The organism is Streptomyces sp. NPDC092370 (assembly GCF_044755265.1).
Classification (GTDB): Bacteria; Actinomycetota; Actinomycetes; order Streptomycetales; family Streptomycetaceae; genus Streptomyces.
This window is the reverse complement of the sequence record NZ_JBIVQO010000017.1, coordinates 47,877-72,571: the sequence shown is the minus strand read 5'-3', so window position 1 is coordinate 72,571 and position 24,695 is coordinate 47,877. Positions and strand designations below refer to the sequence as shown.

Sequence of the window (24,695 nt, the reverse complement as noted above, 5' to 3'; positions counted from 1 at the left end):
CTCCGCACGGATCAGGGAGGCCTGTGATGGCAGACGCGGCACCCACCCGTGTTCAGCGAACCGGCCCACGCGTCGCGCGGTGGCTCCTGCCCGTCGTCCTGGGCGTCGTCTACGGCGACTGGGTCGCGGTGAACCGGCGTCACGGTGGCCCGATCACCGGACCGGATGTGGCGTCGGGTGTGTGGAGCGCGCTGGTCTTCATGGCCCTCTGCATCGCCGTGGTCCAGGTGACCCGGCGTCTCAGACCTGACCTGCACGCCCTGCTCCGGGCCGTCTTCGCCCGCGCCGCGCCGGGCTTCCTCTACGGCCAGACCGGGGACGACCTCCGCCCGGTGGTCATCACGACGCTGCTGGTCACGGCAGGCGTCTTCCTGCTGTTGTTTCACCGCTTCCACACGCGCACCACCGCGTAGCGGATCCACAGACCTGGCCGGTTCACTGCCGCCCTCCAGGGCACCTGGTGCTTTCATAGGGATATGACCCTGTTCGTCGGCACGTCCGGGTGGCAGTACAAAGACTGGCGGGACGTCCTGTACCCCTCCGGACTGCCGATGCGGCTCTGGCTGGAGGAGTACGCGGGGCACTTCGCCACCGTCGAGATCAACAACGCCTTCTACCGGCTTCCGGCCCGGGAGACGTTCGAGGACTGGCGGGGGCGGGTGCCCGGGGACTTCGTCGTCGCGGTCAAGGCGAGCCGCTATCTGACGCACATCAAGCGGCTCAAGGACCCCGAGGAGCCGGTGCACCGGCTGATGAGCCACGCGGCGGGCCTCGGCGACCGCCTGGGTCCGGTCCTGCTCCAGCTCCCGCCCACCCTGCGCGCCGACCCGGGCCTGCTGGACGCGTGCCTGGCCTGCTTCCCGGCCCCGACCCGGGTCGCGGTCGAGCCGCGTCACGACTCCTGGTGGACACCGGAGGTCCGCAGGGTCCTGGAGTCCCGGGGCGCGGCCTTGTGCTGGGCCGACATCCTGGCCCGCCCGGCCACACCGCTGTGGCGCACCACCGGCTGGGGCTACGTCCGCTTCCACCAGGGCCGTGCCCGGCCCTGGCCCCGCTACGGCCGCCGCTCCCTCGCCACCTGGCTCGACCGCATCGCCACGACCTGGTCCGGCGGCGAGGACGTCTTCGCGTACTTCAACAACGACCCGGGGGGTGCCGCGGTGGCGGACACGATGGCGTTCGCACGGGCGGGGAGGTCGGCGGGTCTGGACATCACACGGACACCAAAGCGGCTGACGCAATTGTCCGGCTGAGAGGCCCTACCCCCCGTGAGCCGCCCGCAGGGCGTCCCGGACCGCTGCGAGCGCGACGTCCTCGCCCAGCCCGAGCCTCCTGGCCCGCTCCACGTAGGCCTGTGCGGCGGAGGCCAGTTCGCGGTCCGCCGCCGAGCCGGCCGCGGCCACGAACGTGCCGTTGCGGCCCCGCGTCTCGATCACCCCGTCCGCCTCCAGCGCCCGGTACGCCTTGGCGACCGTGTTCGCGGCGAGGCCCAGCGACTGAGCCAGTCCCCGCACGGTCGGCAGCCGGTAGCCCACCGGCAGCGCACCCGACCGCGCCTGCTCGGAGATCCGCGCCCGCACCTGCTCGTAGGGCGGAGCGCTGTCGTCGATGTCGATCCTCAAGGTCACGAGCCGATTGTCGCGCACCCGGCGGAAAATGAGAGGCACCGCCGAGGGGTTCACACGTAGCGTGCGCCTCCATGACCGTGATCGTGCGCGACCTGCGCCCCGATGTCCCGGCCGACGCCGAGGGGTTCTCCACCACCCGTCGCCTCGCCCTTCCGTACATGCTCTCCACACCCGAGTCCGTGGTGCACACCCTGACGCACGCCCACCCGGACGCCCACTTCGGGCAGCTCGTCGCCGAGGAGGACGGTGAGATCATCGGCACGGCTCAGGTCAGCGTCGCCCACGACAGCCCGGAGCCCGGCCAGGGCTCGGCCAACATCTACGTCCGTCCCGGCCACCGGGGTCGCGGCGCCGGGTCGCTCCTGCTGCGCACCGCCGAGGAGCGCCTGGGGCGCCTGGGCGTCACGAAGCTGTTCACCTGGGTGCTGGACGAGCCGGACAACCGTGCCTTCGCCGAGCGGCACGGCTTCCGGGCCAGCCGTTCCGCCTGGTTCCTGCGCCTGGACCTGGCGGCCGGCACCCTGCCGCCCCGCCAGGACCTTCCGGCGGGAGTCGAACTGCGCACGGCCACCGACTTCGCGGACGACCCGCGCCCGATGTTCGAACTGGACGCGGAGACCTCGTCGGACGAACCGAGCGACATCGACGTGGAGTTCACGGACTACGAGGCCTGGGTCGAGGAGCACTGGAAGCACCCGCTGCTCAACCGCGACCTGACCACGGTCGCGGTCGTCGACGGCCGTCCCGCCGCGTTCAGCGTGGCGTACACCGACGGCGACTCCCGCTACGGCACCGCCATGACCGGCACCGCCCGCGCGTTCCGCGGCAGGGGCCTGGCGAAGCTCGCCAAGAACGACTCCCTGCACCGGGCACGCGCCGCGGGGTACACGGAGGCGTTCACCGGCAACGACACCGGAAACGAGCCGATGATCGCCATCAACAAGTGGTTCGGCTACGAAGTCTGCGCGAAGGAAGTGCGCTATGTCCGCGAACTCGGCTGACGGGCCCGCCCGGCTGGACGTCGTCCTCGTCAAGGCGGGCCGTACGAAGATCCGTTACACCGGCGAGCTGCTGGCGGACGACGGCACGCGCGTCGCGGTACGCGCGCCCTGGGCGGGCTCCGGCGTCCGCGACTTCGGGTTCGTCCGCTTCGAGCCCGGGGACGTCTTCACGGAGTACTACTGGCGCGACCGCTGGTACGCGGTGAAGGAGGTCCGCTCGGCGACGGGCACGCTGAAGGGCTGGTACTGCGACGTCACCCGCCCCGCCCTGCGCTCCGGCCCGGAGCTGGTCGTGGAGGATCTCGACCTGGACCTGTGGCGCTCCGCGGACGGCACGGACGTACGGCGCCTGGACGAGGACGAGTTCGCCGAGAGCGGCCTCGGCGAGTCGGACCCCGAGGCGGCACAGGCCGCCCTGGCCGCGCTCGACGAGCTGGAGTCACTGGCCCGCGGCGGCGGTTTCACCGCGCTCCTGGCCTGACGCCCGGGCTTGCGCGATCACCACGTACCGCTCGTCCGCCACCGCCCCGCCCCACAGCAGCGAATCGCCGGAGAGCCGCTCCACGCGCACCTGCCCGGCGATCGGACCGAGCAGGTGCGTGATCCGCTCGGCCGGTATGCCGACCGGCGCGACGCTCCCCCACACGCCCTCGACCAGCACGCATCGCCCTCCCGGCCGCAGCAGCCCGCACCAGTGCCTGAGGGCGCGGCCGGGGTCGGGCAGGGCCCACAGAACGTGCCGGACGAGCACGGCGTCGAAGCGCCGCTCCGCGACCGGCGGTGACGCGGCGTCCCCGAGGAGGAACACCGCGTCGCGACCGTCCAGCTTCCGCCGGGCGAGCCTCAGCATCGCCGGGGAGAGGTCCACGCCCGTCACGTGATGCCCTTGCTCGGACGCGAGGAGTGACAGGCTGCCGGTGCCGCAGCCGAGGTCGAGGACGTCGCCCGCGCGCCCCGGCAGCCAGCCGCGCAGCCGCCCCGCCCAGGCGCGGCGCACGTCGGGGTCGCGCAGGCCGTGGTCGGGTTCCTCGTCGAAGGAGGCCGCCTCGGCGTCCCAGTCCACCTCGGAGCAGGTCACCGGCTCCCCGTCATTCGTCATGACCCGAGAGTGACACCCCCCACTGACACTCGAATCGTGACTGGCGCCACTGACAGACCAGGAACGATGAGTAACTCTCCCCCGAAAGGTCTACCTCCGTGAGAACGCGGAACCCGGTAGACCCTGAGGAGGCAGCCATGCGCCGTGTGACCGTGCAGAAGCCCCTGAAGAAGACGGACGTCCGCCGGGTCCGCGACGAAGCCGACGAGCGTCCCGCGGGGCGCCCGGAGGTCCGCAAGGACGTCGCTCGCACATGGTGGCCGGACGCCTGAGCGGCCGGTGCCGGTCATGAGACGCCTCGCAGCGGCCACCCGCGGGGTCAGAGCAGCCGCTTGCTGTAGTGCACACGGTCATAGGGCCCGTCCACGCGGCGCTCCACCCGTTCGTAGCCGTACCTCGGGTAGATCTTCTGGTTCTCCCACATCAGCGCGTTGGTATAGAGCCTGATCTCGGGCAGCCCCAGCGCACGCGCGTGTGCCTCCACGAACCGCAGCAGGCGCCGCCCCACTCCCCCGCCGTGGGCGGTGGGGTGGACGGCGATGGTGTCGAGGAAGAGGTGGTCCTCGAACGCCTCGACCACGACGAGCCCGGTCACGGGATCGCCCGTCACGAACACCTTGCCCGCGGCCACGTTCGCCGCGTGGTCCTCCTCCATGGGCTGCGGCACCCGCCCGATGCGCTCGACGTAGGGGCGGAAGGCCGCGTCGATCACGTCCGCGACGACCGGTACGTCGGCGGCTCCGGCCGGCCGGATCTCCTCGTCTGCCATGCCGTGACGGTACTTACCTGATGCCAGTCCGAACACTCCCTTAAGCGGGCCATAAGGATCTCCTCCACCCTCCCCCAGCAGGCGATTTCCCGGTTTTCAGGGGCTAGCTTCGGGACCACCCCAGGGGATCCGGCCCTGTCCCTTGCACCGTTTTGAGGAGTTCCCGCATGCCCGCACGCCGCAAGGCCGCCACCGCCGCCGCCCTCGGCGGCCTCCCGCTCGCCCTGACCGCGCTGTCCGTCGCCCCGGCCTCCGCGCACGGCTCGATGGGTGACCCGGTCAGCCGGGTCTCGCAGTGCTACGCCGAGGGCCCCGAGAGCCCCAGGTCGACCGCGTGCAAGGCGGCGGTCGCGGCCGGCGGCACCCAGGCCCTCTACGACTGGAACGGCATCCGCATCGGCGACGCGGGCGGCCGGCACCAGCAGCTCATCCCGGACGGCAAGCTGTGCAGCGCGAACAGCGAGGAGTTCAAGGGCCTCGACCTGGCCCGCGCCGACTGGCCCGCGACCGGCGTGAGCAGCGGCTCGCACACCTTCACGTACCGCGTGACCGCGCCTCACAAGGGCACCTTCACGGTGTACATCACCAAGCCCGGCTACGACCCGGCCAAGCCGCTCGCCTGGAAGGACCTGGACCTCGCGCACCCCGTCGCGACGTCCACGAACCCGGCTGCCACCGGCGGCTTCTACACGTTCTCCGGCACCCTGCCCCAGCGCTTTGGCAAGCACCTGCTGTACGCGGTCTGGCAGCGGTCGGACAGCCCGGAGGCCTTCTACTCCTGCTCGGACGTCAGCTTCGGCGGCGGTGGCGGCGCGGCGGGCGGCGCCGCCCCGGCCCCCTCCGCATCCGCTCCCACCAAGGAGCAGATCGAGGAGGGCAACGACAAGTCGACGATCGAGCACCACGGGCACGGCGACGACGACGCCAGCACCTCGGCCCAGCCGGCCGCGGCCGCGAAGGGGAGCACGGCGGTCCGGCCGAAGGCCGCCGCATCCGCGCCCAACCGGCCCGAGGCGGCCGGTGCCACCGGAAACCTCGCCGAGACCGGCGGTGACAGCGGCACCGCTCATCTCACGATCGGCGGCGCGGCCACCCTGGCGCTCGGCTCGTCGGCCCTGTTCCTGTCGGCCCGCCGCCGGAGGGAGAGCTCCGGACGGCACGGCCGGTGAACCACGGCCGGTGAACCACGGGCCCCGGTGAACGGGGTCCGTCGACCCGGCCCACCGCCCCCTGACCAGGGGCCTGTCCGGCGGCTCAGGCCGGACGGGCCCCGAACTGTTTCCCTGACACGTGTCAGCCGATGACACGTGTCATTCGAAGGCCGATGCGCAGGTGGTGGGCCTGGCCCGCCCCGGATCGAGGGCGTTGGCCACCTCGTGGAAGGCGACCCGGTCGAGCAGCCCGACGGCCACGTGCTCGGACAGGTCGACGGGGCACAGGTCCTGGAGCAGGACGTTGCGCACGTCCGGCCCGCTCAGGTACTGGCTGCGCCACGGTGTGACCACCTCGTCGTACCGGGTGGCGATGACGGTGTAGCGCACGCCGGGCACCGTGTCGCCGCCCGTGTTGAGCTTGGTGAGGAAGGCGGAGCCGGCGACCTGGTCGGCGAGGGCGGGGGTGTTCTTCGCCAACAGGTCCGCGGCGCCGGGGAAGTAGGGCAGCAGGTGGGTGAAACCGCTCAGGGTGGTGCCGTGGTTGCTGGGCGCGATACCGACCAGGGCGTTCACCTTGGCGGCCCCGCCGAGGAACTTCACGTAGTAGCGGGGCATCATGCCGCCCTGCGAGTGTCCGACGACATCGGTCTCGGCGGCGCCGGTGGCCGCGAGCACCCGGTCCACGAAGTCCTTCAGCTGCCCGGCGGACTTCTCGACGGGGCCTAGGCCGTGAAAGAAGGGAACGCCCTCCAACTGGCCGTAGTCGAGGGAGAAGACGCAGTAGCCGCGGACCTTCAGGTAGGGGGCGAGGCCCAGCCAGTTGTCGACGGAGTTCCCGAGGGTGCCGTGGACCAGGACGACGGGGCGGGGGTGGGTGGCGGACGGCTTGCAGGAGTAGTCGTTCCAACCGGAGCTCGGGGCGCCGGCGGAGGCCTGGGCGGTGCTGGTGGGGACGGTGACGGCGGCGGCGGTCAGCAGCAGCGCGGCCAGGGGTCTGAGCGCTCGTTTCCAGGGCAGCATCGGGTGATCTCCTTGCGGCTCAAAGGGGGCGCGACGGCACTGGGCCCTGTGATCCGGATCACGAGGATGCTGTTCACTCGTCAAGTTACGGGCGGGTAGTCGAACTGGGAAGTTACGCGTCAGTAAAAACTTCCAGTGGTAACCACCGCTCGGGCGCCCGGCCTCACCAGGCGGGCCGTACGGGTCCGCGAGGGGCGACGCGCAGCAACTGCTCCCCCAGCAGGCACAGTTCCCCCTCCCCGAGCACCGCGGCCCACTCCCGCACCACCTCGGCCGCCGCTTCTTCCGCGGCCCTCGTGCAGTCCCGGCCCCGCCCGGTCAGCACGATCAGCCGCGCCCGCGCGTCCCCGGGGTGCGGCCGCCGCTCGGCGTACCCCTTGCGCACCATCTCGTCGACGAGCTGGCTCGCGGCCTGCTTGGTCACCCCGAGATGGACGGCGAGGTCGGTGACCGTCGCGCCGTCCGGAGCGAGCCGGGCGAAAGCGAAGCCGTGCGCGGGCCGCAGCCCCTCGAAGCCGCGGGCGATCACGCCCTCGTGGATGCGTTGCGTGAGTCCGCCGGCGGCGGCGAGCAGGGCGGCGGACAGGGTCATGGCGTCGGAGTCGTGCACGCATGCATTGAAACACCCTTGACGCGATGGTCAAGCTGCTTGACTATATAGTCAAGCAGCTTGACCACTTGGAGACCTCATGCCCATCGTCCGATCGTCCGAAGCCGTCACCCACGAGATCCACGGCGCCCGCTTCGTCTCGTACGCCACCCCGAGCAGCGGCAGCAAGGAGCTGTGCGCCTGGCGCGGCGAGCTCCCGCCCGGCCTCAAGGCGCCCGCGCACACGGTCAGCCGGGAGGAGATCTTCCATCTGCTCGACGGCGAACTGCTGATCACCCTCGACGGCCGCACCGAGCGGATCACCGCGGGCGACACGGTGATCATCAACCCAGGCGCCACCCTGACCGTCGAGAACCAAACCGACCGGACCGCGCACTCCTGGGTCACCACCTCGATCGGCCTGGAGGCACGGCTGGCCGACGGCAGCCGCATCGTGCCGCCGTGGGCCAACTGACGTCATGCGGAAGGCTCTACGCCGCCCGCCCCCCTAGCCCCCCGGGCATCACCGCCCGCGGCCCGAACTTCGCCCGCGCGCGATCCGCGACCTCCTCGATACGGCGGACCTTCTCGTCCACCGGGTCGAAGGTCAGCTGATGGCAGGCCTGGTCGGCGGGGTCGAGCCCCTCGGCGCGCAGGGCGATCGCCCGCACCCGGGCCCGCTGCAGTCCGAGCGCCTCGTACATGCCGTACGCGGCCCTGGTCAGCGCCGGGGAGTGCGCGGTCGGTTCGGGCAGGGTGCGACTGCGGGTCGTGGCGGACCGGTCGGCGTAGCGCACGGTCAGGGTGAGCGTGCGGCAGACCTTCTCCAGGGCGCGCAGCCGGGCGCCGATCTCCTCGGCGGCCGACAACAGCGCCCGGCGGTGCCGGTCCGGGTCCAGTTCGTCGCGCCCGAAGGGGCGTTCCGTGGCGAGGGACCGGGAGACGGCGTTCGGCACGACCCGGCCGCGGTCGACGCCGTTCGCCTTCTCGCGCAGCTCGCGGCCGGCCTTGGCACCGATCAGCCGCTGGAGTGTGGACAGCGGTGCGGCGGCGACCCGGCCAAGGGTGTCGAGGCCGTAGTCGCCCAGCGTGCGGGCGGTCGCGGCGCCCACGCCGGGCAGCTCGGCGACGGGCTTTTCCGCGAGGAACTCCGTGATGGCGCCCGGCTCGTCGGGCACCGCACACGTCACCCCGGGCACGGCGTCGCGCAGCGCCATCCGGGCCAGCATCGGCCCGGGCCCTGCTCCGATCACGCAGTCGACCCCGTACAGCGCGAGCGACCGCACCCGGATCACCGAGGCCAGCTCGACGGCGTCCCGCCCGAAGTACCGCTCGGCGCCGCGCAGGTCGGCCAGCGCCCCGTCCGGTGGCAGGGCCTGGACGACGGGGGTGAACTCCTCGAGCATCCCGAGCAGGTGGGGCAGGTCGGCCTCGCTCGTCGGAGGCAGCTGGAAACGTACGCAGAGGATGGTCATCCCGCACTCCCCGGACTCTGGTGCCACAACTTCCTCGTGCTCGCGGACCCTTCGCCCGCCGGACGCAGATCGGCCCAGGGGTGCATCTCGTACCCCGTGGGCATGCGGATCTTCCGCTGCTCCATCGGATCCCGGGCCGCGGAGCCCGTCGGCGCGGGTGCTCCGTCCGACCCGGCGAGCCGCCGGCGCGCGGCCCCCTCACCGTCGCCGCCGGAAGCGTCATCGCCGGAACCGCCGGGGCCGGCCAGCCGGGCCGCGACCCCCTCGAGCCCCTCCTCCCGGCGCACCTCCAGCAGATCCGCGAGGTTCCAGGCGGCGGCGCCCACCACGCTGAGGCTGCGCGGGCCGCGGCGCTGCACCACCCCGCGCACCAGCAGCAGCCAGGAGTGGAAGACGGTGTGGGCGCAGGCGTCGTGGGAGTCGTCGAAGAAGGCGAGGTCGATAAGGCCCGTGCCGTCGTCCAGGGTGCTGAAGATGACCCGCTTGCCGGACCGGATCGGCGGCGTCTGGGTGGCCGCCTTGGCGCCGGCGACCAGCACCGTCTCTCCGTGCCGGGCCTCGCGCAGCCGCCGTGCCGACACCACGCCCAGCTCGTCGAGGAACTGCCGGTGGTCGTCCATCAGATTGCGTGAGGCGTCCATGGACAGCACACCCAGCTCGGCGCTGAGCCGTTCCGAGGAGGTGAGGTCGGGCAGCCCGGCCGGAGCGGTCTTCCGGCCTCCGGCCAGGGGGAGTTGCCCGCCGCCCGCACCCCGGGCGCCCCGGTGCAGCTCGGTCAGATGCAGTTGCAGATCCCGGCGGTTGGCGCCGAACGCGTCCAGCGCTCCCACCTGTGCGAGCCGCTGGGCCAGCGGACGGCTGGGGCGGCCCCGCTCCCAGAAGTCGACCAGCGAGGCGTACGGCTGCCCCTCGGCGATCCGCGCCGCCTCGGCCTCGCTGATGCCGTGCACATCGGAGAGCGCCAGCCGCAGCCCCCATTCACCGGACACCAGTTCGATACGATGGGCGACTCCCGATGTGTTCACATCCAACGGCAGCACGGGCACCCCACGCCGCCGCGCGTCCGCCAGCAGCAGCCGCTTGGGGTACATCCCGGGGTCGTGCGTGAGCAACCCCGCGTAGAAGGCGGCCGGGTGATGGGTTTTCAGCCACGCCGACTGGTACGTCGGCACGGCGAAGGCCACCGCGTGCGCCTTGCAGAAGCCGTACGAACCGAAGGCCTCGACGATCTCCCAAGTCCGCTGGATCGTTTCCTCGTCATAGCCGTTCGCCGCCGCGTGCTGCGCGAACCACACTTTGATCCGCCCCTGCGACTCCGCGTCCGACAGCCCGCGCCGCACCCGGTCGGCCTCGCCGCGCCCGCAGCCGGTCATGATGTCGACGATGTCGATGATCTGCTCGTGGAAGACGACGACCCCGTAGGTCTCCTTCAGCGGCCCCTCCAGATCCGGGTGCGGATACCGGATCGGCGCCCGTCCGTGCCGCGCCTCGATGAACGGCCGCACCATGTCGGCCGCGACCGGGCCGGGCCGGAACAGCGAGATGTCGACGACGAGGTCGTGGAAACCGGCCGGCTGGAGCCGCCCGACCAGATCCCGCTGCCCGGGCGACTCGATCTGGAAGCACCCGAGCGTCTCGGTGGACTGGATCAGCCGGTACGTCGCGGGGTCGTCCGGCGACAGCGCGTCCAGATCGACCCTCTTCCCCGAGACCCGCTCCACCTCCTGCACCGCGTGCGCCATGGCCGACTGCATCCGCACACCCAGCACATCGAGCTTCAGCAGCCCGAGCTCCTCGACGTCGTCCTTGTCGAACTGCGACATCGGAAAGCCCTCGCCGCTGGTCGGCATGACCGGGGTACGCGCCAGCAGCGAGGCGTCGGACAGCAGCACCCCGCACGGGTGCATGGCGACCCCGCGCGGCAGGGCATCCAGCGCCTCGACCAGCTCCCACAGCCTCCCGTACTTCTCCTTCTCTCCCGCCAGCGCGCGCAGCTCGGGCAGTTCCTCCAGCGCGGCGCGGGCGTCCCGTGCCCGGATGTGCGGAAAGGACTTGGCGATACGGTCGATCTCGGCCGGGTCCATGGACAGGGCGGCCCCCACGTCACGGATGGCGTGCCGTACGCGATACGTCTCCGGCATGGCGACCGTCGCGACCCGCTCGGTGCCGAACCGGTCGATGATCGCGCGGTAGACCTCCAGCCGGCGCGCGGACTCCACGTCGATGTCGATGTCGGGCAGCACGACCCGCTCCTTCGACAGGAACCGCTCCATCAGCAGCCGGTGCTCGACGGGATCGGCGTGCGCGATACCGAGCAGGTGATTGACGAGCGATCCGGCCCCGGAGCCCCGGGCGGCGACCCGGACGCCCATCTTCCGTACATCGTCGACCACGTGGGCGACGGTCAGGAAGTAGGAGGCGAATCCGTGGTGGGCGATGATGTCGAGCTCGTGGTGCATCCGCTCCCAGTACTCCCGTCGCCGGTCGTATCCGCGCAGCACCATCCCGGCCGCGGCCCGTGAGGCCAGCGTCCGCTGGGCGGTGCGGTGCCCGGCGCCGACGAGGTGCGGCTCGGGGAAGTGGACGGTGCCGATCCCGAGATCACCCTCGGGGTCCACCAGGCACTCGGCGGCCGTGGCCTCCGTCTGCTCCACCAGACGGTGAGCGGTCTGCCCCCGGAACCCCGCGGCCTCCACGATCCGCTTCGCCGCCTGGCGCATGTCCCCGGCGCCCTTGAGCCATGCCTCACCGGAGTCCAGCCCCCCGGCCGGGTCGATGGGCACCAGCCGCCGGGCGGCGTCCAGGACGTCGGCGACGGGCCCCAGCCCCGGGTCGGCGTACCGCACCGCGTTGGTGAGCACGGGCCGGATCCGCTGCTCGGCGGCGAAGCCGACGGTACGGGCGGCCAGCCTCAGCGACCCGGGCCCCGTACCTTTCCGGCCGTGCCAGACGGCCTCCAGCCGCAGGTCGTCGCCGTAGCTCTCCCGCCAGGGCACGAGCAGCCGCGCCGCACGGTCGAAACGCCCCGCGGCCAGGGCGCGCCCGACATCCGATTCCGGCCCGAGCAGCACGGTCAGACCCTCGGCACGATGGCGCCCCCAGGGCAGCAGGGGCGTCGCCCCCTCCCCCTCGTGGGCGGCCGAGACGAGCCGGCACAGCTCCCCCCAGCCCCGGGCACCGTCCCGGGCGAGGAAGACCACACGGGGGGCCGATTCGTCGACGAAGGCACCACCCCGCACCGGGGTCCGGCGCCGCCGCCCCTGCCGCTCGGGCCCGGGCTCCGCGCCCGCCACGGCCAGATCGACCCCGAACAGCGGACGGACCCCCGCCTTCCCGCAGGCCTTGGAGAACCGGACCGCACCGGCGAGCGTGTCGCGATCGGTCAGCGCCAGGGCGTCCATGCCCCGCTCGGAGGCACGCTCGGCCAGCCGCTCCGGGTGCGAGGCTCCATGGCGCAACGAGAATCCGGAGACGGTGTGCAGATGCGTGAACCCCGGCACACGCACCTCCCGCACTCGTGAGCCACACCAGCTCTCGAACATCTGTTCCCAGCTACCTCACCCCCACCATACCCCCATCCTCGAATGTATGTGCGACATCCGTTCGGCCCCACCCCACCTGCGGAAACACCCCGCGACCCCCGACCGTGGAGGCATGCCGCACCGCCCGTTCCTCGCCGAGGTGGGAGACGCCGTCACCCCGCGGGCCACCCTGCTCATCGTCGGCGTGATCGCGCTCCAGCTGCTGTTCATCGCGTCCTACGTGGGAGCACTGCACGACCCGAAGCCCAAGGACGTGCCCTTCGGCCTGGTAGCCCCTGAGGCCGCGGCCCAGCAGGCGCTCACCCGGCTGGAACGCCTTCCCGGCTCCCCCCTGGACCCCCGCGCCCTGCCCGACGAGTCGACGGCCCGGAACCGGCTCACCCACCGCGACATCGACGCCGCCCTGATCATCGACCCCAGGGGCAGCACCGACACCCTCCTGGTCGCCTCCGGCGGCGGCAGGGTCCTCTACCACCACGCTGACGGCCCTCGTCACCACCCTGGAGAAGTCGGAGCGGCGCACCATCCGGACGATCGACGTGATCCCGTCCGCACCCCACGACCCCAACGGGCTCTCGTCCTTCTACCTGGTGATCGGCTGGTGCGTGGGCGGTTACCTGGGCGCCGCGGCCCTGGCCGTCAGCGCCGGGGCGAAACCCTCCGACCCCACGCGCGCCGCGATCCGCCTGGCGGTCATGGTCCTGGTCGCGATCACCGGCGGTCTCGGCGGAGCCCTCATCACCGGCCCGGTCCTGGACGCCCTGCCGGGCAGCACCGCGGCCCTCTGGGGCCTGGGCACCCTGATCATCTTCGCCGTGGGCGCGGCCACTCTCGCCCTCCAGGGCCTCTTCGGCACGATCGGCATCGGCCTGGTCATCCTGCTGGTGGTCGTCCTCGGCAACCCCAGCGCGGGCGGCGCCCTGCCGCCGCCCCTCCTCCCGCCTTTCTGGAAGGCGATCGGCCCGGCCCTGCCCCCGGGTGCCGGCACCTGGGCGACGCGCTCCATCGCCTACTTCGGCGACAACGCGATGACGACGTCTGTCCTGGTCCTGTCGGCGTGGGCGGTGGCGGGAACCGCGATCACCCTGGCGGCGTCCGCGCTGCGCAGACGGGCGAACCCGACGCCGTGACCACAGCTCCCCGCAGGCGCACGGTGAGAAGGGGACGCGCCGGGGGGTGTCCGCCCACAGCGGTTCGGCGGCCACTCACGCACGGCCCGCACCCCCCAAGAGCCCGCACGCAGAAAGTCCCGCCCCTCGCACAAGGGGCGGGACTTGACACACTCAGCGTGTCAGCCGATCTGCGTCCCGGTCGCCGACAGCGCCTCCGTCACCGGCTGGAAGAACGTCTCCCCGCCCGAGGTGCAGTCACCGCTGCCGCCGGAGGTGAGCCCGACCGCCTTGTCGCCCGAGAACAGCGACCCGCCGCTGTCACCCGGCTCCGCGCACACGTCGGTCTGGATCAGCCCGTTGACGATGTCGCCGTTGCCGTAGTTCACAGTGGCGTCCAGTCCCGTGACCTTGCCCTCGTGCACCTGCGTGGTCGATCCGCTCCGGGTGACCGCCATGCCGACGGTCGCGTCCACGGCGCCCGAGATCTTCTGGGTGGACCCGTTGTACAGGTTCACCTCACTCGGGTGGTCGACCTCCGCGGTGTACTTGACCAGCCCGTAGTCGTTGTCCGGGAAGCTGGAGTCCGCATTGGTGCCGAGCGCCTTGCCACTGGAGTCCGACCAGGCGGAGACGCCCTCGGTGCAGTGCCCGGCGGTCAGGAAGAACGGCTCGCCGCCCTTGACCACGTTGAAGCCGAGCGAGCAGCGCCCGCCGCCGCCCGTGATCGTGTCGCCACCGGCGATGAAGGGCTTGTACTCCCCCTTCGACCGCTTGAGTTCGGCCTTCGCCCCGAGTCCGTCCACGACCTTCGTCAGCGTCGCCCACTCGGCCTTGGAGACCGTGCGGTCGGCGGTCACGACGACCTTGTTCGTCGTCGGGTCGGTCACCCAGGCCGTGCCCGGGATCGTCGCGTGTTGCTTCAGCGTGCTGCGGGCGCTCTTGAGTTCGCCGAGGGAGTTCGCCACGACTCTCGCCTTGGCGCCTGCCTTCTCGACGGCCTGCGCGGCGGCCTCGTCGAGCACGTTCACCACGAGGCTCTTGCTCTTGGTGTCGTAGTACGTCCCGGCCGCGTCGCCGCCCAAGTCCTCGGCCAGCGCCGAGGCGAGCTTTCCGGCCGCCACGACCGACAGGGTGCGGGGGGCGGACGCCTCAGGGGTCTCACTGGCGTTCGCGGTCTGGAACGTCACTCCCGCGGCGACCAGTGCGGTGATGCCCGCACCTGCCACGGCTGCACGCCGCTTGGGTATGCGTCGGTGCTTCAACTTCTGTCCTCCTGTGGGGGGTCGGCACGAGAGGTTGTGGGGACCTCACGAGCCGGAAGGGCCTCGTTGACGAGCGCCTACTATTCCGAGGACAACGGGGAGCACACAAGGGTGAGTTCGAGACGCGCGTAGACAGCGCTTCGCCTGCCCGCTCAATTTGACCGCTCACGGTCAAATCGGCCCCAACTTACGCGCGTTCACACTGCAAACATTACGCGCGAGTAATGTGCGCGTACTCTGCGAGGTCTCCCCATGGCCGAATCTCGCTCCTGCGTCGCCCCGTTGCGGAGGGGCGTCCGCACGCGGCACGAAGCCCCCGCACGCGGTGCGTGCGGGGGCCACGAAGTACTGCGAAGTGCCGCCGGGGTCCTAGTAGACGCTGACGCCGTAGGCGCTCAGGGCCTCCGTGACGGGCTGGAAGAACGTCGTGCCACCGGAGGAGCAGTTGCCGCTGCCGCCGGAGGTCAGACCGTACGCCGTGCCGTTGCTGCCGTAGAGCGAACCGCCGGAGTCACCGGGCTCGGCGCAGACGGTGGTCTGGATCAGGCCGGAGACGATGTCGCCGCCGCCGTAGTTGACGGTGGCGTTGAGGGCGGTGACACGGCCGCTGTGCGTACCGGTCGTGGAGCCGTCCCGGATGACGGTGGTGCCCACACTCGGGGTGGCCGCGCGCGTGATGTCCACGCCGTTCGCGGTGCCGGGGCGGCTGACGGACCCGCTGTAGCGCACGAGACCGTAGTCGTTGCCGGGGAAGCTGGAGCCGGCGGTCGAGCCGATGACCGTGGTGCGGCCGGAGTTGGAGTACCAGGTGCCCGCGCCGTCGGTGCAGTGACCGGCAGTCAGGAAGTACTCGGTGCCGTTGCTGGCACGGACGTTGAAGCCGAGCGAGCAGCGCCAGCTACTCGCATAGATGGCGTCGCCGCCCTGGATGAGCTTGCTGAACTTGCCGGGGACGCGCTTGATCGTGAGCGCGTCGGCGTTGGCGCCGGCCTGCTGCTTGATCTTCGCTATCTCGGACTGGGTGACCGTGCTGTCGACGGTCACGAGCACACGGTCGGTCTTGCTGTCGACGGCCCAGGCGGTACCCGGGACGTCGGCCTTCAGCAAGGAACCGCTGGCGCTCTTGAGTTCGGCGGCGCTGAAGGTGGTGGGGGTGTCGGAGGCGTTCGCGCTGGGGATCGCGATCGCTGCGGCGGCGACGAGGCCGGTGGAAACGGCGATCAGCCGGGTCCGTCTCGAAATGCCACTGCGGGGGGTGGTGCGCTTGATCCTCACTTTTCGTTCCTCCACAAAGGAAGTCGGGGGCCCTCGTGGGGTTGCGGGCCCGTGAGGCGCAGTCAGAGACCAGCTGCCCGGATTCCGAACATGCCGTGCCCCTGACAAGCGCTGAGGGGGAGTATTCGGCCGAACGGCCGGTCGGCGCAAGAGTGCCTTTCGGACTTCAACCTTCGGAAGTTCCTTACGAAGTCGCCCCGCGGTCGGCTTCCGGGGCCCCGCCCACGCCTCACACCAGCGTGTGCTTCCCCGCCGCGACCTCGACCTCCAGCGTGTTCCCGGCGACGGAAAGGTCCAGACGAAGGGGCCGGCGCGGGGGCGGCGTTCGTCATCCTGACCGTGCGGCCGGTGCCGTACGGCGTGAAGCGCCCCGGCACCGCCCGGCGGGGGTCGTACGCGTGCCCCCGAGACCGCGGAACACCCGGCGCGCGTCGGGCTTTGGGGCGCAGTCGCACACGCCCCCGCCCCCTCGCGCACCAGCACGACCAGCCATGGCTCGCCGTGCGCAGGCCGAACACCGCTCACGGGGCCCGGGCCGGCCGCGAGCCGTACCTCACCGACGAAGAGCTGTCCGTCCACGGTGTACGCCCGCCTCCGGGGCGCTCAGCCGACAGCGCCGCCGTCGGCCCGCCAGGACCCGGGGATGTCCGGAAGTCGACCGTCCGGATAATCCTCGGGCCTGGGGGCGCCGACGAGCGCGAGCGGTTCGTACGGCGCCTGCATCGACGCGACGCGCCGCTCGGGCCACCACCGCCCGGCCCTGCGATGCGTCCGTCGTCACACGGGCGGCCCTGCCACACGGGGGCGGGTCAGCCGTCGCAGGGGCAGCAGCAGTCGCACCCGTCGCAATCGCAGTCCCGGCAGGCACCTTCGCGCTTCTTCCGGGACCACGGCCCCTCGTACTCCTTGGCGCAGCACAGCTTGCAGGTGCAGCACAGCAGCCAGAACATCCCGCAGCCGGCCCAGAACCCACGTCGGCGGGGCGGCTGCGGCACCGGCGCGCCGCCGCCGAAACCACCCCCGCCGAACCCACCCCCGCCGAACCCACCGCCACCGAACCCGTCTCCGCCGTACGCCCCTCCCCCACCGGCGTACGGATCTCCGCCGCCGCCCGCGTACGGGTGCTGCGGGGAGCCGTAGGGCCCCGGCGGCTGCTGTCCGTGAGGTCCTTGCCGTCCGTAGGGCCCGCCGCCCTGGTGGGAGGCACACACCGGCACCGTGCCGAAGGCCCGGTCCACCGAGCGCCGCAGTTCGTGCACGAGCAGCAGATGGACGAGCTGCCCGTCGGCGAACTCGACGTCGCGCAACGCCAGCCGGACGCCGTGCACCGCGTCGTCGGCGATCCGGCGGACCTCCGCGAGCGAGGTGCCGGTCGCGGCGACCGGGTTCCAAGCGCCTGACGCGGCGTCAGCGTGCCGGTCCTCCACGGCGTCCAGCAGATGTGCGAGGCGCCCGAAGAGCCGACCCGCCTCGGCGAGCGGCTGGGCGTTTTGCGGCCGGCCGGCGAGGATCGCCGTGTGCGCGAAGGCGGCGGCGGTCGCGGTCTCGGTCGGTTCGGTGACCGTCAGGAGCGGCGTCCCGGGGCCGGCCAGCGTCTCGATCCCGGCCTGCCGGTCCACCGCGTCGACCAGGAGGGCGGTGTCGAATCCCACGGCGGCGGCGGTCCGGGCGCCGGCCGTGTCCCAGCTCGCGGCCACCCGGCGCGCGGCACGCGCCACCGGCCTGTGGGCCAACAGCCCGTCACCGTCGGTGACGTGGTCGCGCACCTTCGCCGAGGCCAGCACCAGGGAGACGGCCGCCGCCAGCCGGGCCCCTTCGCCGTGCGCGACGGAGGCGGTGCGCATGCCGCGCAGCGGGCACGGTCCGGCCGTTCGGCGCCCGACACCGTCACTCTCCGTCTGAGCCTCCGTCAACACCGAAATGAGGAGTCCGTCATAGTTCGTCACTATCCGCGCGAACTGTCCATGGTCACCGCGCAGTGCGAGGCAGAGTCCGCACAAATGCGCCATCCACTGGCTTGTGAGCTTCTCTCCGAGCCGGTGTCTACAGGGCCTGACGATTCCGAACACAACGCTCCCCCGAGCTTGGTAACGATGCTGAGCTGCGGCAGCGTATCGGTCCGCCATTCACCCGTACGCCCCGGCCGTCACCCGTACGCCGAGAAGAATCATATTTCACTCACAGTCAGCAGCCGTTTGGGAAACGGCCCTTGGGACACACGGACTCTCGACGGATTCGCTGTGCACCAGTACCGTCACAAACCCCCCGTGCGGCGTCTATCCACTTGGCGCGCCATCCGCATCATGGACGACCATAGGGATGCGGAAAGCAGAAAGACCGCTGTGAGAGGAGGCGTCCATGGGATCGGTACGCAAGGCAAGTGCCTGGCTTGGCCTCGTCGACGACAACGAAGACGAGCGTTACTACGACGACGACTACTCCGACGGGACCGAGCCCGGGGAGGCCTGGGTCACTGATCCGCGCGTCAAGGTGGCCTCGGACGTCGCCGAGGAGAAGGGCCGTCGCATCGGCACGGTGACCCCGGACAGCTTCCGGGACGCACGCGCCATCGGCGAGCTGTTCCGCGAGGGCGTGCCGGTCATCATGAACCTCACGGCCATGGAGGCCTCCGACGCCAAGCGCGTGGTCGACTTCGCGGCCGGGCTGATCTTCGGCCTGCGCGGTTCGATCGAGAGAGTGTCGACCCGCGTGTTCCTGCTGACCCCGGCCAACACCGAGATCGTCAACGGCGACCCGGCCGCGCACCGCGCGGACGGCTTCTTCAACCAGAGCTGAGGCAGGGCCGCTCACCGGCCCTGCCCCCGCGCAGGGTTACCGGACCGGCCTACCGGAAGGCGTCGAGTCCGGTGAGCGCCTTGCCCAGCACGAGCTGGTGCATCTCGACGGTGCCCTCATAGGTGAGCACCGACTCGAGGTTGGTGGCGTGCCGCATCACGGGATATTCCAGCGAGATCCCGTTGGCGCCGAGAATGGTCCGGGCCGTGCGGCAGATCTCGATCGCTTCCCGGACGTTGTTGAGCTTGCCGAAGCTGACCTGCTCGGGACGCAGGCGGCCGGCGTCCATACGCCGCCCCAGATGATGGGCGAGCAGAATCCCCTTGTGCAGTTCGACCGCCATGTCGGCGAGTTTGGCCTGGGTGAGCTGGAAGCCGCCGATGGGCCGCCCGAACTGCTCCCGTGACTTCGCGTAGTCGACCGCTGCCTCGAAACTGCTGCGGGCCGCGCCCATGGCGCCCCACACGATTCCGTAGCGGGCGTGGGAGAGACAGCTGAGGGGCCCGCGCAGGCCGGTGACCTCCGGGAGGACGGCATCGGCGGGCAGCCGGACGTCGTCGAGCACGAGCTCACTGGTGACCGAGGCCCTGAGCGACCACTTGTGTGTGATCTCGGGTGCGGAGAATCCGGCACTGTCGGTGGGCACCGCGAAGCCGCGGATGCCGTCGTCGGTCTGTGCCCACACGACCGCGACTCCGGCGACCGATCCGTTGGTGATCCACATCTTGCGGCCGTTGAGAATCCAGTCGGAGCCGTCGCGCTTGGCGTACGTCCGCATGGAGGCCGGGTCGGAACCGTGGTCGGGCTCGGTCAGCCCGAAGCAGCCGATGACCTCGCCGGCGGCCATGCGCGGCAGCCACTGCTGCTTCTGGTCCTCGCTGCCGAACCGGTGAATGGCGTACATGGCGAGGGAGCCCTGCACGGAGACGAGGGAACGGATGCCGGAATCGGCGGCCTCCAGCTCCAGGCAGGCGAGTCCGTACTGCACCGCGGACGCCCCGGCGCAGCCGTACCCCTCCAGGGACATGCCGAGGGCGCCGATGCCGCCGAGCTCCTTGGCCAGCTCCCGGATGCCCGGCAACTCCCCCTTCTCGTACCACTCGGCGACATGGGGCAGCACCCGGTCGGCGGCCCAGGCCCGCACCGTGTCCCTGATGCCGAGGTCCTCCGGCTCCAGCAGGTCGTCCAGGCCGAGGGGATCGGCGGGATCGAAGGGAGGCAGCTTGGAAGAACCGGACATGATCGACACCCTCCGAGACTCTTTAACTAGCACCGCTCACCAGACGCTACGACGCCGGCACACCCCGGCACCACCCGTAGCCGCACAACGGAAGCGGGGCTGCTACACCGAGACGCGTGAGTCCGCCGCGTCCCTGGGGGCGGGCAGGTCCACCGGGCCCGGCTCGCACTGCATGACCCGCGGCAGCCGCAAGGCCATCACCGCACCGAGCAGCAGCAGTCCTGCGCTCACCAGCAACGTCACATGCAGCCCGTGCACGAACGCGTCCCGGGCGGCATGCCGCAACGCGGCACCGGCGGACCCGCCCAGCCGCGCGGACACCTCGTACGCCTCCCCCAGCGAATGCCCCGCGGACGCGGCCGCCGAGGCCGGGACACCCGCAACGCCCGACAGCCCGGGCGCGTAGGCCGCGTTCATCACCGTGCCGAGCAGCGCGATCCCGATCCCGGCTCCGAGCTGGTACGACGTCTCCCCGATCGCCGCCGCCCCACCGGCCTGCTCCTGCGGCGCCTCGCTCAGCATCGACTCGTACGCCCCGAACAGCGTCGTCTCCAGCCCGAAGCCGAGCAGCACGAACCCGCTCAGCATCAGCGCGCACTCGTCCGTCCGGCCCAGTGCCGTCAGCAGCACCACCGCGAACGCCGTGAGGCAGAAGCCGGTGCACACCATCCGCCGCGGCCCGAACCGCCGCAGCATCCGCGCCCCGGCCAGCCCGGCCGCCATCGCCGCGAACGTCAGCGGCAGCAGCCGCAGCCCGGTCTCCAGCGGCGACAGCCCGAGCACCAGCTGCAGGTACTGCGCCGCGATCAGTTCCAGGCCGACCAGCGCGAGCATCGCCAGCACGATGCACCCGACGGATGTGCTGAACGCGGGCCGGGCGAACATCTTGAGGTCCACCAGCGGATAGGTCCGCCGCCGCTGCCGCCGGACGAAGCCGGCCAGCAGTACCGCGCCCACCGCCAACGGCAGCACGGTGAGCAGGCTTCCCACCGACTCCCCGCTGCCGAGCCGCTTGACACCCATCACGACACCGAACAGTCCGGCCGCCGCCATCAGCGCACCCACGACGTCCCACGGGCCCTCGCGGTCGCCCTTCGACTCGGGCAGCAGCAGTCGTCCCACCGGAAGGCTGACCAGCATCAACGGGATGTTGATGAGGAAGACCGACCCCCACCAGAAGTGCTCCAGCAGGAAGCCGCCGAGCAGGGGCCCGACCGCCGCGCCCACCGCGGCCACGGCGCTCCAGACGCCGATCGCGAGTGCCCGCTCGCGCCGGTCCGGGAAGACCTGCCGCAGGATCGACAGGGTCGCGGGCATGATCATCGCGCCGCCCACGCCGAGCAGCGCCCGCGCCACGATCAGCACCTCGGCGCTCTGAGCCAGGGCGGCGAGGCCCGACGCCACCCCGAACAGTGTGTAGCCGAGGAGCAGGACTCTCCGGCGGCCGATGCGGTCGCCCAGGGTGCCGAACAGGATCAGCAGCGAGGCGCAGACCAGTGGGTAGACGTCGACGATCCAGAGCAGCTCCATCCCGCCGGGCTTCAGGTCCTCGGTGACGGCGGGGGCCGCCACGTGCAGCACGGTTGCGTCGACGGCGACCAGCAGCAGGCTGACGCAGAGGACGACGAGAACCACCCAGCGGTCGGCACCGGCCCCGGCCGCCCGACGGCGCAGCACAGCGGCGGCCGTGGTCGTCCCGGACATGTACGTACCTCCCAGATGTTCCCTCGCGATCGGCGGGCTCACGGGGTGGGGGACGCCCCCCGCGACTCGGCCGGAGAGGAGCGGTGGTCTCCGGCCCGCGCAAACGTAAAGCGAGTGACACGTCAGCGTACGCGAGTCCCCGCCGGAGGCCAGTGGCGGACCTCTCACACCGAGAGCGGACGGATGTGGTGTACGCCACTGCCCCCGACCTCGTCGACGCCCCGGGCGGCCGGACGGTTGCGCCCCGGGTCGATAATCGGGCCCGTGACCGATCTTGAGACGCGGGTGGCCCCGTCCCACGCCGGGGCGCTGCGCCGGGCGGCCCCGGCGCTCGCCGGGTACGCGGCCGTCCGCGCCCTGGGCCTGCTCGCCCTGTTCCTGTGGAGCGCGGCGCGGGACAAGAGCGCGTACACGCTGCTGACGGCCCGCTGGGACGCGCTCTGGTACGTCAGGGTCGCCGAGCTCGGCTACGGCTACGAGGTGCGCCTGGCGAACGGGGACGTGCACTCGAACCTGGCGTTCTTCCCGCTGCTGCCCTGGCTGGAGCGGCTGGTGGCGGCGGTGTCGCCGCTGTCGCACGCGGACGGGGGATTCCTGGTCAGCCTGTGCGCCTCGCTCGCCGCCGCCTGGGGCGTCTTCGCCGTGGCGGACCATGTGTACGGCCGCCGGGCCGGGGTGTGCGCGGTGCTGCTGTGGGCCGTCCTGCCGGTGGGGATCGTGCAGTCGATGGCGTACAGCGAGTCGTTGTTCACGGCACTCGCGGCCTGGTCGCTGTACGCGGTCCTGACCGGCCGCTGGGTGACGGCGGGCGCGCTGGCCCTGTCGGCGGGGCTGACGCGTCCGGTGGGCCTGGCCGTGGTGGCGGCGGTGTGGGTGGCGGCGGTGGCCTCCTTCGTGTGGGACAGAGGTGCGGCCCAGCCGAGCGGCGCGCAGAGCTCTCCGCGCGCCGGCGCGCCCGGGACTCGCGCCCGGCGCTTCCTCGGCATGTTCCTGGCCCCCCTCGGCGCCGCCGGCTACGTGCTCTGGGTCGGGCATCACACCGGCAGGGGCCCCCTGGGCTATCTCGACGTCCAGGCCGGGTGGCGCAACGGCTTCGACGGCGGTTATGCCTTCGGCCGGTTCGTCGTCGAGAAGTTCACGTCGTTCCCGTCGGCCCTGGCCGGTGTGGGGCTGGTCCTGGGGGTCGCGTCAGTCGTCTGGCTGTATGTGACCGGAGTACGTCAGCGCCAGCCGCTGCCGCTGCTGGTCTACACGGGGATCGTGACGGCGCTCGCCCTGTGCGCGTCGAGCTACTTCGGCTCGAAACCGCGTCTGCTGATGCCCGCCTTCCCTCTGCTGCTGCCCCTCGCGCTGGCCCTGGCGAAGACTCGAACGCGCAGGTCAGCAGCGATACTCGGGGCCATGGGGGTGGCCTCGGCGGTGTACGGGGCGTTCTGGCTGAACGGCACCGGACCGCCCTGACCCGCTGTGAGCGCCAGGGGAATTCCGCACCATGCCCGGGTGAACGAATTCAAAAGCACAATAAAACCCGCATCCGGAATGATCAAAGGAATTGAAGGCCGCAGCCCGCGGCGATAGCAGATTCGGTGGCAATAAACCTCCTCCTGAGAGGAATCCCACATCACATCGTCATCACAAAGCCGTTGATTCGCACGGGATCTGAGCTCACTCGCTGTAACGTCGATTGGGTGCGTACCGAACCGAAGCTCACCCGTCTGGACCGGGTGTTCGCCCGGCTGGACCGTGAGCCGGAACGACCGGCCCACATCGATGTGCCGAAGATGAGCAGGCACCGCATCGTGCTCTTCGCGGCGACCCTGGCCTTCTACGGGGCGATCGTGTGGGCCGTGGTGATCACGTCCTGGCTGGTCCGGCTCGACTGGCAGGTCATGTTCTTCCGCCCGTACCAGCAGTGGTCGGAGATCCACTGGTTCGTCGACTACTACGTGGTCCTCGGACAGCGCGGCCCGACCGCCGTGATGGTCGCGGCCTGGCTGGGCTGGCGCTCCTGGCGGCAGCACACCCTGCGACCGCTGCTCGCCCTCGGCGTCTCGCTGCTGCTGCTGAACATCACGGTCGGGGCCGCCAAGTACGGCATGGGCCGCCTGGGGCCGCACTACGCGACCACCATCGGCTCGAACGAGATGTGGCTCGGCGGCGATATATTTCCGAGCGGTCACACCGCCAACGCCGTGGTGACCTGGGGAATCCTGGCCTACCTGGCCTCGAGCGCGAGAGCGCAGCGCTGGCTGTCCGCCGTGTCCGCGGTGACCTCGCTCGGCGTCGGGATGGCCACCGTCTACCTCGGCACGCACTGGCTGAGCGACGTGCTGCTGGGCTGGACCGCGGGCCTGCTGATCCTGCTCGGCCTGCCGTGGTTCGAGCCGCTGATCGCCCGCGCCGAGGCCTGGATCTTCGACCTGCGCGACCGCCTGCGGGCCCGCGGGCGAGGCACCTCGGCCGTCACGGCCGGCGCGCCGCCCGTGGCGGTCACGCCGCTGCCCGAGCGGGAGGACGTCGCGGCCCGCTCCCCCCGGACGCCGATCTACCTGGCTCCGGGCCCGCACACGACCCGCTCCGAGCGCACTCCGGTCACCCCCGCCGGCAGTCGCCGCCCGCCGCACCCGGAGCGCCATCCGCGCGGTTCGACCCCGTCGGCCCGGCCCCTGACCGGCGGCTGAACCGGGACGGTACGCACCCCGTCCGGCCGCGCGAGGGCCCCGGTTCCGGGCGGAACCGGGGCCCTCGCCCTGTCTCAGCCCTTCCAGGCCCGCGCCACCCGGCCGCCCCTGACCTCGAAGTTCAGCCGGCCCACGCGGTACTCCATCGTGATGATCGCCCCCGGCGGCAGCGAGCGCACCGTCGGCCAGCCCCGCTCACGCGCGAGGTGTTCGGCCCGGTCGGCCTCCAGGCCGACATAGGTGTCCGGGCTGTCGTCGGGTTCCGCGGAAGGTGTCGGTTTGGGTGCCATGCCGCCACGCTATGTCCTGCCCGGCGACCGTGGAAGTCCGGCCCGTCCGGTCACTGTC

At 71.7% G+C, this 24,695-nt stretch carries 23 protein-coding genes and 1 pseudogene; 11 read left to right on the top strand and 13 right to left on the bottom strand.

Features of this window, described 5'->3' with window-relative positions; all coding sequences use genetic code 11:
* The first annotated feature begins 26 nt into the window (after positions 1-26).
* Complete coding sequence (locus ACIQHQ_RS34720; RefSeq protein ID WP_402619947.1) at positions 27-413, top strand: hypothetical protein; 387 nt, start codon at positions 27-29, stop codon at positions 411-413.
* Between the two features lie 63 nt (positions 414-476).
* Entirely contained in the window at positions 477-1,253 is a 777-nt protein-coding gene (locus tag ACIQHQ_RS34715) for a DUF72 domain-containing protein (RefSeq protein ID WP_402619945.1), read from the top strand.
* A gap of 6 nt (positions 1,254-1,259) precedes the next feature.
* Here ACIQHQ_RS34715 and ACIQHQ_RS34710 read toward each other — a convergent pair whose 3' ends face one another.
* On the bottom strand, positions 1,260-1,628 hold the full coding sequence (locus ACIQHQ_RS34710; protein WP_402619942.1) for a GntR family transcriptional regulator: 369 nt from the start codon (positions 1,626-1,628) through the stop codon (positions 1,260-1,262).
* A 71-nt stretch (positions 1,629-1,699) separates the two neighbouring features.
* Here ACIQHQ_RS34710 and ACIQHQ_RS34705 point away from each other — a divergent pair, with 71 nt between their 5' ends.
* Both ACIQHQ_RS34705 and ACIQHQ_RS34700 read left to right on the top strand, forming a co-directional pair.
* Positions 1,700-2,629 carry a GNAT family N-acetyltransferase gene (locus ACIQHQ_RS34705; protein WP_390992108.1) on the top strand — a complete coding sequence of 310 codons (930 nt, stop codon included), beginning with the start codon at positions 1,700-1,702 and terminating at the stop codon, positions 2,627-2,629.
* The gene (locus tag ACIQHQ_RS34700) at positions 2,610-3,110 is read left to right on the top strand and encodes a DUF402 domain-containing protein (RefSeq protein WP_402619938.1); all 501 of its coding nucleotides are present in this window, start codon (positions 2,610-2,612) and stop codon (positions 3,108-3,110) included. Before ACIQHQ_RS34705 ends, ACIQHQ_RS34700 begins: the two co-directional genes overlap by 20 nt.
* Here ACIQHQ_RS34700 and ACIQHQ_RS34695 read toward each other — a convergent pair.
* Entirely contained in the window at positions 3,069-3,728 is a 660-nt protein-coding gene (locus ACIQHQ_RS34695) for a class I SAM-dependent methyltransferase (protein WP_402619936.1), read from the bottom strand. The two genes, ACIQHQ_RS34700 and ACIQHQ_RS34695, sit on opposite strands and share 42 nt — an antisense overlap.
* A gap of 137 nt (positions 3,729-3,865) precedes the next feature.
* On the opposite strand from ACIQHQ_RS34695, the gene ACIQHQ_RS34690 reads away from it, so the two are divergent.
* The gene (locus ACIQHQ_RS34690; RefSeq protein WP_388250983.1) at positions 3,866-4,000 is read left to right on the top strand and encodes a hypothetical protein; all 135 of its coding nucleotides are present in this window, start codon (positions 3,866-3,868) and stop codon (positions 3,998-4,000) included.
* 47 nt (positions 4,001-4,047) lie between these two features.
* Here ACIQHQ_RS34690 and ACIQHQ_RS34685 read toward each other — a convergent pair whose 3' ends face one another.
* On the bottom strand, positions 4,048-4,497 hold the full coding sequence (locus ACIQHQ_RS34685) for a GNAT family N-acetyltransferase (protein ID WP_402619932.1): 450 nt from the start codon (positions 4,495-4,497) through the stop codon (positions 4,048-4,050).
* A gap of 167 nt (positions 4,498-4,664) precedes the next feature.
* On the opposite strand from ACIQHQ_RS34685, the gene ACIQHQ_RS34680 reads away from it, so the two are divergent.
* Positions 4,665-5,666 (top strand): lytic polysaccharide monooxygenase, encoded by a 1,002-nt coding sequence (locus tag ACIQHQ_RS34680; protein ID WP_402619928.1) that lies wholly within the window; start codon positions 4,665-4,667, stop codon positions 5,664-5,666.
* A gap of 141 nt (positions 5,667-5,807) precedes the next feature.
* Here ACIQHQ_RS34680 and ACIQHQ_RS34675 read toward each other — a convergent pair whose 3' ends face one another.
* The gene (locus tag ACIQHQ_RS34675) at positions 5,808-6,671 is read right to left on the bottom strand and encodes an esterase/lipase family protein (protein ID WP_402619926.1); all 864 of its coding nucleotides are present in this window, start codon (positions 6,669-6,671) and stop codon (positions 5,808-5,810) included.
* A gap of 163 nt (positions 6,672-6,834) precedes the next feature.
* Positions 6,835-7,281 (bottom strand): MarR family winged helix-turn-helix transcriptional regulator, encoded by a 447-nt coding sequence (locus ACIQHQ_RS34670; protein ID WP_402619924.1) that lies wholly within the window; start codon positions 7,279-7,281, stop codon positions 6,835-6,837.
* Positions 7,282-7,360: 79 nt separating this feature from the next.
* Here ACIQHQ_RS34670 and ACIQHQ_RS34665 point away from each other — a divergent pair, with 79 nt between their 5' ends.
* Entirely contained in the window at positions 7,361-7,735 is a 375-nt protein-coding gene (locus ACIQHQ_RS34665; RefSeq protein ID WP_402619921.1) for a cupin domain-containing protein, read from the top strand.
* Positions 7,736-7,751: 16 nt separating this feature from the next.
* Here ACIQHQ_RS34665 and ACIQHQ_RS34660 read toward each other — a convergent pair whose 3' ends face one another.
* Together ACIQHQ_RS34660 and ACIQHQ_RS34655 are read right to left on the bottom strand one after the other, a co-directional pair.
* Positions 7,752-8,735, bottom strand: coding sequence for a DNA polymerase thumb domain-containing protein (locus tag ACIQHQ_RS34660; RefSeq protein ID WP_402619918.1), 984 nt, complete (start codon positions 8,733-8,735; stop codon positions 7,752-7,754).
* Positions 8,732-12,235 (bottom strand): DNA polymerase III subunit alpha, encoded by a 3,504-nt coding sequence (locus ACIQHQ_RS34655; RefSeq protein ID WP_402619915.1) that lies wholly within the window; start codon positions 12,233-12,235, stop codon positions 8,732-8,734. Before ACIQHQ_RS34655 ends, ACIQHQ_RS34660 begins: the two co-directional genes overlap by 4 nt.
* A gap of 154 nt (positions 12,236-12,389) precedes the next feature.
* On the opposite strand from ACIQHQ_RS34655, the pseudogene ACIQHQ_RS34650 reads away from it, so the two are divergent.
* Positions 12,390-13,407 (top strand): annotated as a pseudogene (locus tag ACIQHQ_RS34650) (DUF3533 domain-containing protein).
* 161 nt (positions 13,408-13,568) lie between these two features.
* On the opposite strand, the gene ACIQHQ_RS34645 reads toward ACIQHQ_RS34650, so the two are convergent.
* From ACIQHQ_RS34645 to ACIQHQ_RS34635, 3 genes are all read right to left on the bottom strand, one after another.
* On the bottom strand, positions 13,569-14,651 hold the full coding sequence (locus tag ACIQHQ_RS34645; protein WP_402619912.1) for a S1 family peptidase: 1,083 nt from the start codon (positions 14,649-14,651) through the stop codon (positions 13,569-13,571).
* A gap of 369 nt (positions 14,652-15,020) precedes the next feature.
* Positions 15,021-15,926, bottom strand: coding sequence for a S1 family peptidase (locus ACIQHQ_RS34640; RefSeq protein WP_402619909.1), 906 nt, complete (start codon positions 15,924-15,926; stop codon positions 15,021-15,023).
* 809 nt (positions 15,927-16,735) lie between these two features.
* Positions 16,736-17,995, bottom strand: coding sequence for a DUF5685 family protein (locus ACIQHQ_RS34635; RefSeq protein ID WP_402619906.1), 1,260 nt, complete (start codon positions 17,993-17,995; stop codon positions 16,736-16,738).
* Between the two features lie 289 nt (positions 17,996-18,284).
* On the opposite strand from ACIQHQ_RS34635, the gene ACIQHQ_RS34630 reads away from it, so the two are divergent.
* A complete protein-coding gene (locus ACIQHQ_RS34630) occupies positions 18,285-18,722 on the top strand; it encodes a cell division protein SepF (protein ID WP_352120019.1) in 438 nt (145 codons plus the stop codon).
* A gap of 49 nt (positions 18,723-18,771) precedes the next feature.
* Here ACIQHQ_RS34630 and ACIQHQ_RS34625 read toward each other — a convergent pair whose 3' ends face one another.
* Complete coding sequence (locus ACIQHQ_RS34625; protein WP_402619902.1) at positions 18,772-19,962, bottom strand: acyl-CoA dehydrogenase family protein; 1,191 nt, start codon at positions 19,960-19,962, stop codon at positions 18,772-18,774.
* A gap of 102 nt (positions 19,963-20,064) precedes the next feature.
* Positions 20,065-21,666, bottom strand: coding sequence for an MFS transporter (locus ACIQHQ_RS34620; protein WP_402619899.1), 1,602 nt, complete (start codon positions 21,664-21,666; stop codon positions 20,065-20,067).
* A gap of 264 nt (positions 21,667-21,930) precedes the next feature.
* Between ACIQHQ_RS34620 and ACIQHQ_RS34615 the strand changes: the two genes are divergently transcribed.
* Both ACIQHQ_RS34615 and ACIQHQ_RS34610 read left to right on the top strand, forming a co-directional pair.
* Complete coding sequence (locus ACIQHQ_RS34615; protein ID WP_402619896.1) at positions 21,931-23,127, top strand: hypothetical protein; 1,197 nt, start codon at positions 21,931-21,933, stop codon at positions 23,125-23,127.
* A gap of 227 nt (positions 23,128-23,354) precedes the next feature.
* Positions 23,355-24,347 carry a phosphatase PAP2 family protein gene (locus tag ACIQHQ_RS34610; protein ID WP_402619893.1) on the top strand — a complete coding sequence of 331 codons (993 nt, stop codon included), beginning with the start codon at positions 23,355-23,357 and terminating at the stop codon, positions 24,345-24,347.
* A gap of 74 nt (positions 24,348-24,421) precedes the next feature.
* On the opposite strand, the gene ACIQHQ_RS34605 is transcribed toward ACIQHQ_RS34610, so the two are convergent.
* On the bottom strand, positions 24,422-24,637 hold the full coding sequence (locus tag ACIQHQ_RS34605; protein ID WP_402619890.1) for an I78 family peptidase inhibitor: 216 nt from the start codon (positions 24,635-24,637) through the stop codon (positions 24,422-24,424).
* Positions 24,638-24,695: the final 58 nt, after the last annotated feature.